This window comes from Antarcticimicrobium sediminis, assembly GCF_004348975.1.
Taxonomy (GTDB): domain Bacteria; phylum Pseudomonadota; class Alphaproteobacteria; order Rhodobacterales; family Rhodobacteraceae; genus Antarcticimicrobium; species Antarcticimicrobium sediminis.
Window position 1 is genome coordinate 1 of sequence record NZ_SMFP01000031.1, and the last position, 12892, is coordinate 12892.

The 12892-nt window shown below is 59.4% G+C and carries 10 protein-coding genes and 2 pseudogenes; 8 read left to right on the forward strand and 4 right to left on the reverse strand.

The window, feature by feature from the left end; all coding sequences use genetic code 11:
* A pseudogene (locus E1B25_RS22670) lies at nucleotides 1–211 on the reverse strand (IS21 family transposase); the annotation flags it as partial.
* Nucleotides 212–466: 255 nt separating this feature from the next.
* On the opposite strand from E1B25_RS22670, the pseudogene E1B25_RS21170 reads away from it, so the two are divergent.
* The 7 genes and pseudogenes from E1B25_RS21170 to E1B25_RS21200 all read left to right on the forward strand — a co-directional run.
* Nucleotides 467–586, forward strand: a pseudogene (locus E1B25_RS21170) (IS5/IS1182 family transposase); the annotation flags it as partial.
* A 223-nt stretch (nucleotides 587–809) separates the two neighbouring features.
* Nucleotides 810–1712, forward strand: coding sequence for a LysR family transcriptional regulator (locus tag E1B25_RS21175; RefSeq protein ID WP_132831577.1), 903 nt, complete (start codon nucleotides 810–812; stop codon nucleotides 1710–1712).
* Nucleotides 1713–1833: 121 nt separating this feature from the next.
* Nucleotides 1834–2997, forward strand: coding sequence for an ABC transporter substrate-binding protein (locus tag E1B25_RS21180; protein WP_132831567.1), 1164 nt, complete (start codon nucleotides 1834–1836; stop codon nucleotides 2995–2997).
* A gap of 60 nt (nucleotides 2998–3057) precedes the next feature.
* Nucleotides 3058–4041, forward strand: coding sequence for an ABC transporter ATP-binding protein (locus E1B25_RS21185; protein ID WP_132831568.1), 984 nt, complete (start codon nucleotides 3058–3060; stop codon nucleotides 4039–4041).
* Entirely contained in the window at nucleotides 4038–4991 is a 954-nt protein-coding gene (locus E1B25_RS21190; protein WP_132831569.1) for an ABC transporter permease, read from the forward strand. Before E1B25_RS21185 ends, E1B25_RS21190 begins: the two co-directional genes overlap by 4 nt.
* On the forward strand, nucleotides 4981–5790 hold the full coding sequence (locus E1B25_RS21195) for an ABC transporter permease (protein ID WP_132831570.1): 810 nt from the start codon (nucleotides 4981–4983) through the stop codon (nucleotides 5788–5790). Before E1B25_RS21190 ends, E1B25_RS21195 begins: the two co-directional genes overlap by 11 nt.
* A gap of 34 nt (nucleotides 5791–5824) precedes the next feature.
* The gene (locus E1B25_RS21200; protein ID WP_132831571.1) at nucleotides 5825–7249 is read left to right on the forward strand and encodes a gamma-aminobutyraldehyde dehydrogenase; all 1425 of its coding nucleotides are present in this window, start codon (nucleotides 5825–5827) and stop codon (nucleotides 7247–7249) included.
* A gap of 300 nt (nucleotides 7250–7549) precedes the next feature.
* Here the strand turns inward: E1B25_RS21200 and E1B25_RS21205 are convergent, their stop codons facing one another.
* From E1B25_RS21205 to E1B25_RS21215, 3 genes are all read right to left on the reverse strand, one after another.
* Nucleotides 7550–8101 (reverse strand): 2OG-Fe(II) oxygenase, encoded by a 552-nt coding sequence (locus E1B25_RS21205; RefSeq protein ID WP_132831572.1) that lies wholly within the window; start codon nucleotides 8099–8101, stop codon nucleotides 7550–7552.
* Nucleotides 8102–8726: 625 nt separating this feature from the next.
* On the reverse strand, nucleotides 8727–9764 hold the full coding sequence (locus E1B25_RS21210; RefSeq protein ID WP_132831573.1) for a trans-3-hydroxy-L-proline dehydratase: 1038 nt from the start codon (nucleotides 9762–9764) through the stop codon (nucleotides 8727–8729).
* Between the two features lies 1 nt (nucleotide 9765).
* Entirely contained in the window at nucleotides 9766–11811 is a 2046-nt protein-coding gene (locus E1B25_RS21215; protein WP_132831574.1) for an NADH:flavin oxidoreductase, read from the reverse strand.
* A 96-nt stretch (nucleotides 11812–11907) separates the two neighbouring features.
* On the opposite strand from E1B25_RS21215, the gene E1B25_RS21220 reads away from it, so the two are divergent.
* A complete protein-coding gene (locus tag E1B25_RS21220) occupies nucleotides 11908–12522 on the forward strand; it encodes a TetR/AcrR family transcriptional regulator (protein WP_132831575.1) in 615 nt (204 codons plus the stop codon).
* The last annotated feature ends 370 nt before the right edge of the window (nucleotides 12523–12892 follow it).

The window sequence follows — 12892 nt, forward strand, 5'->3', positions numbered from 1 at the left end:
CCGTCTTATCCGCGTCCAGCCAACTGTCTATGATATCGGTGAACCCGTCCAACTTTGGACGCTTGATCGGCGCGCTCCGTCGATAGCCAGGTGGCTCAGAGAAGGCCAACATCTTCTCAACCGTCCCACGCGAAATGTTGAAATGCTGCGCCGCCGCCCGGGCACTCATGCCCTCGGCACACGCCAGGCGAACCTTTCGATATAATTCCACGGTATAGATCTCCTCGCCCTCCCTGCTGCCGCACGAAGGGAAAAGTGGCCGGATTTTACTCCGCCCGCAGCAGGACTATCCCACCGCTACCGTGGTCCAATTTTGCACCGCCGTTCTCAAAGGTGGGCGGCGGCTTGTTGAGAATGACGGCGCAAACGACCGCCTGCTGCATGCAGCGGCGGCGCGCGGCACTGTGGGCCGGCAGATCGTGATCCCGTTCCCTGAGTTCCCTGATCTTGTCGGCAACATGAGCATATCCCCCCGCGTAGAAATGCCCAGCCATGCAAGCCAAGCACCGCTGGTGCCATCGCTAGGAACGATGTGCTCCGCGCATCAAAGTATCTGGGTCGGGCGCTCTGGCGGAACTGGAGCGGGTGCGCAATTAGATAAGTCTTCGAACAGAAATGGACGTAAAACAGATGTCGTCATCAAGGTCGTGCCTTGCATCTTGCGGCGGTTCGACCCGTGCTCAATTTTATACAGGAGGCCAAAGCGGGGGCTGGGGACAAGCCCACAAAATCCGCGCGGCGCGTTTTCCGCTTTGCTTGGCGTTGGTGGGAGGAATATCGTCAGCGACGATCTTGGCAGTAGGAATGACATGGCCTTCACGCTCAAACAGCTTCGTTATTTCATGGCTGTGGCCGAGGTCGGAACCGTCTCCGGTGCGGCGCAGGCGTTGGCAATCTCGCAATCTGCTGTGACCGAAGCCATCCGGGAGTTGGAAACCGATCTGGGGGTGTCGCTGTTTGATCGCCATCCGCGTGGCCTTGATATCACGCAGAAAGGCCATCAATTCCTGCGTCATGCGACGGGTATCCTTGCGGGGGTCTCGGATGCGCGCCAAGCCCTCTCGCAAGAAGGCGAAACCTTGAGCGGAACCCTCCATGTCGGCGTCACATCGCTTGTGGCGGGATATGTGCTTTCGGATATTCTCGCACGTTTTCGGCGCGCCAACCCCAAAATCGAAGTCACCGCGGTCGAGGACAGCGGCGATTACCTCGAACATCTTTTGATCGGTGGCGAGTTGGATGTGGCCGTTATGGTCACGAGCAATATGCGCGATCGCTTGGCGCTTCACACCGAGATCATCGACACCTCACCCTATCAACTTTGGCTGCCAAATGGGCATGAACTGGCGACACGCCCCTCGGTCTCGATCGAGGATTTGTCAGACGAGCCAATGATCATGCTGCGCATCGATGAGATTGAATCGGCGACGCGAAAACTGCTTTCGGCCTTTGGCGCGCGCCCGCGAGTTGCCTTTCGCACCCGCTCGGTTGAGGCGGTGCGCTCCTTGGTGGCCACGGGGGCCGGAATCGCGCTTTTGCCAGAGATCGTTTACCGCCGTTGGTCCCTTGAAGGCGACCGGATCGTGTCGCGTGATGTGTCGGGAAGCCTGCCAGTTGTGCAGGTTGGGACCGTCTGGCGCAAAGGGGCGCCTTTGCCGCGTGTGGCGCGTGAATTTGTTTTGGCCGCACAAGCCCATAAAAGCACAAAGTAATTTTGCGATATTTGTTTTTCCGATACCTAGAACCTGAGAATTGAATTTGTGAAACCCGCTTGTTTTTCACAGCCTAGTGCCAAGGGAGAGAGGTCTCCCGTCGCAATAGGGGAAAACCAACATGAAACAGATTTTCAACGGCTGCGTCTCTGGCCTTGCGCTCGTCGCGGCCACCGCGCTTCCGCTCTCTGCCGCCGACATGCTTACCGAGCTGGGCGCAGGTGAGGGTACCGTCTCCATCGTCGCATGGCCGGGCTATATCGAGCGCGGCGAAACCGAGGCCGACTTTGACTGGGTGACCAAGTTCGAAGAGGCCACCAGCTGCAAGGTCGAGGTCAAGACCGCGAACACCTCCGACGAAATGGTCGCCTTGATGAACGAAGGCGGCTTTGATCTGGTGACTGCCTCTGGTGACGCCTCGCTGCGCCTGATCGCGGGCAAACGGGTCCAACCGATCAACATAGATTTGATCCCGAGCTGGGCGCGCGTTGACGATCGTCTGAAAGATGCGCCTTGGCACACGGTCAAGGGCACCCACTATGGCACGCCCTTCATGTGGGGACCGAACGTGTTGATGTACAACACCGAAGTCTTCCCCGAGGCCCCGACCAGCTGGGACGTGGTTTTCAAAGAAATGACCCTGCCAGACGGGGAAAGCAACACCGGCCGGGTGCAAGCCTATGATGGGCCGATCTATATCGCCGATGCCGCGATGTATCTGATGGCGCATCAGCCGGAGTTGGGCATCACGAGCCCCTATGAGCTGAACGAGGATCAATACGCTGCCGCGCTGAACGTGTTGCGCACCCAACGCACGTTGGTTTCGCGCTACTGGCATGATGCATTTATCCAGATCGACGATTTCAAGAACGAGGGCATGGTGGCGTCCTCCTCATGGCCCTTCATGGTCAACTTGTTGAAGGCTGACGGCGTGCCGGTCGCCTCGACCATTCCGTCCGAGGGCGCGACGGGCTGGGCGGATACGCTGATGCTTCATGCCGATTCCGAGCATCCGAATTGCGCCTATCATTTCATGGAGCATTCGCTGAATTCGAACCTGCAATCGGATCTGTCCGTGTGGTTCGGGGCCGTGCCGTCTGTGCCAGAGGCCTGTACAGATGGGTCGGGCATGCAGACGGCAGCAGGCTGTTCCGAGAACGGTCTGGATGATTTTGACCGGATCAAATTCTGGCGCACCCCGGTGTCCAGCTGTGAAAGCCAAGGCAGCTGTGTGCCCTATTACCGTTGGGTTTCGGACTACATCGGTGTGATCGGCGGGCGCTGATTCTTTCCCTATGGGCTGGCCTTTTCAGGCCAGCCCGCATTTTCCCCTGAAAGACTGACAATGACTGATGCAGTGACCTTCCGAGGCGTGTCGCGCCACTTCGGATCCGTGAAAGCCGTGGATGAGGTCGATCTGGCTATTCACGATGGCGAGTTCTTTGCCATGCTCGGCCCCTCGGGCTCCGGGAAAACCACGTGCCTGCGCCTGATTGCGGGGTTCGAACAACCGACCGCCGGGAGCATTGAAATTTTTGGTGAACGTGCCGAGGGCGTGCCGCCTTACTTGCGCAATGTGAATACGGTGTTCCAGAACTACGCGCTGTTCCCGCATATGAATGTGCTCGACAACGTGGCCTTTGGCTTGCGCGTCAAAGGGGTGAGCAAGGCCGAACGTCGCCGCGCGGCGGAAGAGACATTGGAGTTGGTCGAGCTTGGTGGCTATGGCACGCGCCGCGCCGGAGAGCTGTCTGGCGGCCAACGTCAGCGCGTGGCTTTGGCGCGGGCGTTGATCAACAAGCCGCGCGTGGTGCTCTTGGACGAACCTTTGGGCGCGCTCGATCTCAAGCTGCGCGAACAGATGCAGGAAGAGCTGCGCAAACTCCAGCGAGCCTTGGGCCTGACCTTTGTGTTTGTGACCCACGACCAGGACGAAGCGCTGTCCATGGCCGACCGCGTGGCAGTATTTGCCGAGGGCAAGATCCAGCAAATCGGCAGCGCAGAAGACATTTACCGCCGCCCCTCCACCCGCTTTGTCGCCGACTTTGTCGGGTCCTCAAACGTTGTGCCCGCCGATCTTGCCGGGGTGGGGCAAACCGGGCAATGGGCGTCCCTGCGGCCCGAAGATATCAGGCTTGATGCGGCGGGACGTGCGGCCACGGTGACGGGCAAATTCTTTCACGGGCGGGTGACCAAGCTCTCGCTCGACATCAAGGGCCAAAGCCTGACCGCACTGATCCCCGCCCATGAGGCCACGCCCGACATTGGCGAGACCGCTTATGTGTCGTGGGATGCGTCCCGCGCCCATGTCATGGAGTTGGAGGCATGAGGCCCGCCACCTCGCAACCCGCGATCTTTGCACCCCGCTCAGGGCCTTTGGCGCGCGCGGTGGATTGGGTGATCCGTCACCCCCGCATGTTCGTGTTCCTGATGGTGCTGCCGATCACGCTGTGGCTTGGCATCGTTTACATCGGTGCGCTGATCGCCCTGCTGATTCAGAGCTTTTTCTCGATCGACGAGTTCTCTGGAATGGTGGTGCGTGAATTCACGTTCAAGACCTACGGCGAGTTGTTGCGGCCGTATAATCTCGACATCATCCTGCGCACCGTCGCCATGGCCGCAGCGGTAACCGTGGCCGCCGCTATGCTGGCCTTTCCCATCGCCTATTTCGCGGCGCGCTATGCCAAGGGCAAATGGAAGGCGCTGTTTTACATCGGCGTGATGCTGCCCTTGTGGTCGAGCTATCTGGTCAAGGTCTATGCGTGGAAACTGGTGCTTGCGAAAGAAGGCATCCTGACGTGGGTTTTCGCCAAGTTGCATCTGACATGGGCCCTTGATGGCGTTCTGTCGATCCCGGTGATCGGCGGCAATTCCCTGTCGGTGAGCTATATGGGCACCTTTCTCGTGTTCCTCTATATCTGGCTGCCCTACATGATCATCCCGGTGCAGGCCTCGTTGGAACGCGTGCCCGGCGCGCTGCTTGAAGCCGCCTCGGATCTTGGCGCGACGCCGCGCCAAAGCTTCCGCATGGTGCTGTTCCCGCTGGCCTTGCCGGGGATCATCGCCGGTTCCATCTTCACCTTCTCGCTGACGCTTGGTGATTACATCGTGCCGCAGATCGTCGGCAACTCGCGTCTGTTTATCGGTCAGGCAGTTTACACCCAACAAGGCACCGCCGGGAACATCCCGCTGGCCGCCGCCTTTACCGTCGTTCCGATCGTCGTCATGGGGATTTACCTCTGGGGCGCACGCAAAATGGGGGCTTTCGATGCACTCTGATACCCGCGCCCCGTTGGGGCTCAAACTCTCGGCCATCGGCGGGCTGATCTTTTTGCTCGCCCCGATTGCGCTGATCTTTGTCTATGCCTTCACCACCGAGGAAAAGAGCTTTCAATGGCCGCCCCCCGGCCTGACGACCAAGTGGATCGGCGTAACGCTGGGCCGCGCTGACGTATGGGAGGCTTTGGGGCTTTCTCTCAAGGTCGCGGCGATCTCTACGACGCTGGCCTTGATCATGGGCACGTTGACTGCCGCCGCTGTCGCCCGCTCGCGCTTTTTCGGGCGCGAAACGATCTCGCTGTTGGTGATCTTGCCGATCGCCTTGCCGGGGATCATCACCGGGATTTCGCTGCGCTCGGCGTTCTCCTTGTTGGACATTCCGTTTTCGACATGGACCATCGTGCTGGGGCACGCCACCTTTTGCATCGTGATCGTCTACAACAACGCGGTCGCCCGGTTTCGCCGCACCTCTGGTGCGCTAATCGATGCCGCGATGGATCTGGGCGCGGATGGGGTGCAGACCTTTACCCTCGTGATCCTGCCTAATATCGCGACCGCTTTGCTTGCGGGCGGGATGCTGGCCTTTGCGCTCAGTTTCGATGAGGTGATCGTCACCACATTCACGGCAGGCAACCAGACCACCTTGCCGATCTGGATGCTCGAAGAACTTGTCCGGCCGCGCCAACGTCCGGTAACCAATGTGGTTGCCATGGCGGTGGTCATCGTCACCGTGCTGCCGATTTTGGCCGCCTATTACCTCACACGTGACGGCGAACACACCGCCGGTTCCGATAAATAATCCCCGACACATCCAGAAACACAGGGAGACCCCTATGGACGCTCAAATGCTCATCGGCGCCAAGCTCGTCAAAGGCACCGAGACCGAGGAAGACATCTTTAACCCGCGCACGGGCGAGATCATCACCACCCTCCCCGAGGCCTCGCTGACGCAGGTCGAAGAGGCTGTCGCGGCGGCGGAAAAAGCCTTTGCTGGCTGGTCGCGCACCACCCCCGGTGAACGCTCGGGCTATTTGCTGAAAATCGCCGACCGGATCGAGGCCGAGGCTGAAAACCTGGCCCGCCTTGAGGCGCTCAACTGTGGCAAGCCGGGACCCTTGGCCTTGAATGATGAACTGCCCGCGATCGTGGATTGCTTTCGCTTCTTTGCCGGTGCGGTGCGCTGCATGACGGGGCCCATGGCGGGTGAATATCTTGAAGGGTTCACCTCGATGGTTCGCCGCGATCCCGTGGGGATCGTTGCCTCCATTGCGCCGTGGAACTATCCGCTGATGATGATGGCGTGGAAAATTGCCCCCGCCATCGGGGCCGGCAACACCGTGGTGTTCAAACCATCCGAACAGACACCGCTGACCGCGCTGGCCATGGCGAAAATCTTTGCGGATGTCCTGCCTGAAGGTGTCGTGAACATTATCCTTGGTCGCGGTGAAACCGTCGGCTCTGCGCTGATCAATCACCCGAAAGTTGCGATGATCTCGGTCACCGGCGACATCGCCACAGGGCGCAAAATCCTTGAGGCGGCGAACAAGACGATCAAACGCACCCATCTTGAACTTGGCGGCAAAGCCCCCGTGCTGGTGCTGGGGGATGCAGATATCGACGCCACCGTCGAGGGGCTTCGCGCCTTCGGGTTTTACAACACCGGTCAGGATTGCACCGCAGCCTGTCGGATTTATGCGCAGGCGTCGATCTATGATGAGTTTGTCGGCAAACTCACCGATGCCGTTTCGCAAATCGAATATGCCAATCCCGACGACAGTCTGAATGAGATGGGACCGCTGATTTCCCTGCGCCAACGGGACCGGGTGGCAAGTTTCGTGGCCCGAGCCCGCGAAGCCAACCATATCGAGGTGACAACAGGCGGGGATGCGCCCGAAGGGGGCGGGTTCTTCTACAAACCGACCGTGGTCGCAGGTGCCTTGCAAAGCGACGAGATCGTGCGGCGCGAAGTCTTTGGTCCCGTCGTGTCCGTCACCCGGTTTGAGGACACCGATCAAGCAGTCACCTGGGCCAATGACAGCGACTATGGTCTCGCGTCATCGGTTTGGACAAAGGACGTGTCCAAAGGCATGCAGGTCGCCGCAAGTTTGCAATATGGCTGCACCTGGGTGAACACCCATTTCATGCTGGCCAATGAGATGCCCCATGGCGGGATGAAACAGTCCGGCTATGGCAAGGACATGTCGTCCTATGCGCTCGAGGACTATTCAGTTGTGCGCCATGTGATGGTCGCTCACTGACAGGACATGGTTTGGGCGCGGGCGCCAGGTGCCCTATGGGACCGGTGTCCGCGTTTGAAGGAGCGCTCCCGCTCATCCTCGAGGCGTTGCATGCTCGAGCCTAAACATGAATCCCCGCACCACAAAAGCTGCGGCGCGGCATCACCTCAACCCGTCGATGGCGGCTTTGGCTTGGTTGTGGCGCTTCCGTGACGAACTTGTCCCATAAGGCTTCCTTCCAAGCCTGAGAAAGGATCGCACCATCAAACCGTGAGATCAATCACCTAGCTGCGTCCTCCACGCCAGTCAGCAGTGGGCCGTTCACCGGAACGCTGGACCGTGTGCCCAAACCGTCATGGAATAACGTATTCCACTTTTGACTGGCGTTACCTGATGAAGCGTGAAGCTTGGAAAAACGCTGACATCCCCCTGAGCGCGACTGGCGGTGAGAATTTGAGCGCCGGGCATAATCTCCAGATTTCCGCCTTCGTAGGTATCGGCGCCACTTAATTGTAGCACGAGGGTAAGCTTTCGTTTTCCAGAGGCGCGTCCACCGCCAATATCCGAGTGCCATGCAAAGTGTCCGCTATCTGACGACTTGTAGATTGCTACCTGGGGACTTTCGGAAAACTCACGCAGGTCAAATCCAAACCGATCTCTGTTTGAACTCCGAACAAGCTCGATCAGGCGCTCCATCACCCATTCCATGCCAATCACGTTATCTGTCCAGACCAACTCTGCTTTGCGAAGATTGTGGTCCTTATTGCGGCCAACGAGGAGAGCTTCATCAGTTGGGGCATCAGAAATCGTCGCAACAATCAGATCACATTCACTTTTAGTAAACGCATCGGGTATCGCATGTAAGGAGAGCATTCCGTCCACCTTTTCGAACTGGAAAAAGACTTCTTCGGAGATCGCGCACGGTTTCAGTCAACCTGCCAGCTGTTAAGGCCTCGATCTAACCTCGTAACATGAATCGATTATCAATGTGCGAAAAATAGAAACAATCCCATCCCTTTGCGGCACACTGAATCAATGGCGGATTTGGGGAGGCCGCACTGAAGCGTTTGATAACGCCAGCGAATATTCTGTGTGGATGGTTCCCGCATAGCAAGGGTTGAATGTGGTTTGCGCACCTTTTCAGAAGCGGTCTTGTGTCCGGCCTGTTTGCGCGACTTTGACCACTGGCCGTGGGGATCCGCAGGTCAGGCTCCTAACTGCTTCGCGGGCCGTGACGCCCGGGACATTCGGCGGAGTTTCCTGGTCGCTACGGCTGAAGGGTACACCATCACATCGTTGGTCTTGCTATCTCGGTTGTTTCTACTTCGGTTAGGCGAGTATTTCACCCAAGTGTAACTTGGCTGAAATGCGCGCGCGCTGCTCCTGCTGCCATTCCCCGAAGGCCGCAACAAGGGGCGCAGTGCGCGCCTGCCGGTGCTGAGCTTCAGCCCGATCAGATCATCCTGCGACAGATAGGGAATATTCAAACCCGTCCCTCTCATCGGCCCTTAAGTTCCGGCCATGTATCGCTCAGCCGGTAGCCCTCTGGCCAGGGGTCATCCGGGTCCAGCATGTGTTGGTGCGTGCCGGTGATCCAGGCGCGACCGGTGATTTCGGGAATGATCGCCGGGGTGTTCCCCACAGTGATAGTGTCCGCGATCCGCTCGTGAAACTCCGAGTTGATGATCGAGCGGGCTGTGAACGTCTCCCCCACCTGCATCTCGCCGCAGGCATGAAGCAGCGCCATGCGTGCAGACACCGCCGTTCCTGTCGGGGATCGATCAATCTTACCCGGTTGGATGGCGACGGCAGCAGAGGTCGTCAGGTGGCTGCCGGTCCGGGTGATTGGCCCCGCGAACAGGCAGAATGAGACGTGCCGCCAATCGGGGTTGGTCGGGTGGTGAAATCCTAGTTGCGCATTGGCCGCATTGGTGATCGCCACGCCCAGATCTGCCAGCGCCTTAGCCTCGGACGCGACGAGGTCGAACCCGAGGGCCGCCGCATCGACCACGACAAAGCTGTCCCCGCCAAAGGCGGTGTCGACGGTGATTTGACCAAGGCCCGGCACATCCAGCGGCACGCCCATCTCCCCCGCAAAGGAGGGCAAGTTGCGCAGGGTGATCCGCTCGGCCTTGCCATTGCGGCACTCGGCGCGCACGCGGACCAAGCCGCCGGGGGCCTCCAGCACCATCTCGGTCACGGGTTCCGTCATCGGGATGATCCCGCTGTCGAGCAGCACGGTCGAGACGCAGATCGCGTTCGACCCGGACATTGGCGGCGTGTCTTCCGGCTCCATGATGATCCAGCCCATCTGCGCCTCGGGGTGGATCGGCGGCACCAACAGGTTCACATGGCGAAACACCCCGCCGCGCGGCTCGTTCAGTATGAAATTGCGCAGGGTCTGATCCTTGGCAATCCAGCTGCGTTGCTCCCACAGGGTCTTGCCCGGCGGCGGCGCCACGCCGCCGACGATGACATCGCCGACCTCGCCCTCGGCATGGCAGGACACGACATGAATGGTTTTGCTGCTGTGCAACTCAGAGATCCTTGACCAGCCGCAGGGCGTCATAGATCGCCGCATGGGTATTGCGGGCCGAAACGGCATCGCCAATGCGGAACAGTTGGAACGTGCCGCTTTCATTGCGGTTGACGGTTTGCGCCGCGCCGGCAATCAGCGCGTCATAATCGACCTCGCCCAGATTGGAGGAGTGCGGTTTGAGGTCGAAATACAACCCGTCCAGCGGCAGAGTGCCATAGTTCACGACGACCTGATCAACCTCAATGTCATGGGTATGATCGCTGTAATCCGTACCGATCGTGGCAGTCAGTTTGTTGCCGTTGCGCGCGACGCCCAACAGACGACGCGTGACGGTAAAGGTCACGTCCTTGTCCTGAAGCACGCGCATATATGGCACCAGGTTCATCGCCATGACATCGGGTGAGAAAGTGCGATCCGGCGTCATGATTTCAACCGAAGCGCCCGCGTTGGCTGCGACTTCGGCGGCCTGCAAGGCAGGATGATCCCCGCTTTCGTCATAGATCAGCACCTTGGCCGCAGGCTTCACATCGCCCGAGATGATGTCCCAGGATGTGACGACATGCGCCTGTTCGCCGTTCTGCTCAAACAGTTCGGTGTTGGGAAGCCCGCCGGTTGCGACAATGACAACATCGGGGTTCAGCGCGGTCACATCCCCCGTCTCGGCCCATGTGTTGAAATGAAAGCTCACGTCCCGCGCCGCACATTGCGCCATGCGCCAGTCGATGATCCCGATCATCTCTCGCCGGCGGGGGGATTGAGCGGTCAAACGCACCTGCCCTCCGGGGTCTGCGGCGGCCTCGAACACCGTCACGTCATGCCCGCGCTCGGAAGCAACACGCGCGGCCTCGAGCCCAGCCGGGCCAGCGCCGACGATCACGACCTTCTTTCTTGTCTCGGCACGCGCGATGTCATGCGGCATGCTCAGTTCACGCCCGGTGGCGGCGTTGTGGATGCACAGGGCATCCCCCGCTTGATAGATGCGATCAAGACAGTAGGTTGCGCCGACGCAGGGACGAATATCGTCTTCCCGCCCTTCGATGATCTTGCGCACGATATGCGGGTCCGCCATATGCGCGCGTGTCATCCCGACCATATCCAAAAGCCCCGCCTGCACCGCATGGCGCGCCGTGGCCACATCGGGAATGCGCGCGGCGTGGAAGGTCGGCATGCCCGTCGCCTTGCGCACCTCGCCCGCAAAATCGAGATGTGGCGCAGATTTCATGCCCTGGATCGGGATCACGTCGGTCATCGCGGGGTCGGTATGGATGCGCCCCTTGATGACGTTCAGGAAATCGACCTGCCCCGTGGCGGCGAGACGTTTGGAAATCTTTAGCCCTTCTTCCGGCGTGATGCCGCCCTTTTGCGCCTCGTCTGCGGTATAGCGCAGCCCGACGATGAATTCGGGCCCGACACGCTTGCGGATCGCCTCCAGAACATCCATCGGAAACCGCATCCGGTTCTCCAGCGTATCGGCGCCATATGGCCCCGTCAGGTCATTGGTCAGGGGCGACCAGAACTGATCCAGCAAGTGACCGTAAACCTGCAATTCGATCCCGTCCATGCCGCCCGATTGCATCCGTTCGGCGGCGTCGGCAAAATCGTTGATGATCCGGTCGATGTCCCAATCCTCGATCAGCTTGGGAAAGGCGTGGTGCGCCGGTTCGCGGTGCTTGGAGGACGACACCGAGGGCAACCAGTCCCCCTTGTTCCAGTTGGTGCGCCGCCCCAGATGGGTCAGCTGAATCATGACGGCGCAGCCATGCTCATGCACCGCATCGGTCAGGTTCCGGATCCACGGAACGACCTCGTCCTTATAGGCAAGGATGTTGTTGAACACCGGCGGGCTGTCGCGACTGACAGCGGCAGACCCCGCCGTCATCGCAAGGGCAACGCCGGCCTTGGCGCGTTCGGCGTGATAGGCCGCATAGCGTTCCTTGGGCATCCCATCTTGCGGATAGGCGGGCTCATGGCTGGTTGTCATGATCCGATTGCGCAATGTCAGGTGTTTAAGCTGGAAAGGCTGAAGCAGCGGGTCAGTGGACATGCGGGCATCCTTCTCGGGGTAAGACATTCCTGACATATGTGTCATGTTTACATTTCCGTCGATTGACACACCTGTCAAGTCATTTAGAATAGCAGCATGATCGAAGCATCGCCAAATAGAACGCGCGCGACCCGAGAGATCTGGCTGAACGCAGCTTATGACCTTTTCGTCTCGGACGGGATTGAGGCGATCAAAGTCATGCCGCTGGCCAAGAAGCTCAACCTGACCCGAACGGGTTTTTATTGGCACTTCAAGGACCTGTCGGACTTGCACGACGCCATTATCGGCATCTGGCAGACCCAGAATACCGGCATCATCTTGGAGCGTTGCGCGGCACCGGCCCAAAGTCTTTGCGCGTCTCTTCTCAACCTGATTGACTGCTGGATCGACAATGATCTCTTTGATGCGCCCTTGGATCTTGCGATCCGAAACTGGGCCCGCAGTGACGCCAAACTCGAGACGCTTGTGAAACAATCCGACGACGCCCGCTTGCGGGCGGTGACCGCAATCTTTGAGCGTTTTGGTAGAACGGGAGATGCCGCCCACTACCGTGCATTGACTGCGATCTTGACCCAAACGGGATACTACTCGATGCATATGTCTGAGCTCCGCCTGCAACGCGCAATTGCCGGCTGTCACTATGCAGAGATATTTGCCGGCGAGCCACCAACCCAGGCCGAGAAAGACGCGTTTCTAAATCGCCATCGCTGAGCCAATCTCCGGCACGACTGAAGCGCCGCTTTCAGAGACCCAGAAGCGATTGGCGATTGCTAGGCTCAGGACCCATTGATTTTGGCCGCGCAGCATGATTCATCGTTCGAAAAATGAGCGGTGGCAGGTCTGATCTCTTCTGGCTGAGCGACGCACAGATGACGCGTCTGGATCCCTATTTCCCGAAGACCCACGGCAAGCCGTGCGTCCGCTGCCCGGCAGGCGATTGCGCAGCAATCTGCCGAGAGGGGTGTCAATCGGCATGCAATCCTGACCCCCTATCGGCGCCCAAAAATGACCCCTTTATTTTGCGCAGGGGTAGCTGGCCCGATGCGGTGTAGCCATCACACAGCGCAGCCGCGTCGGGCCA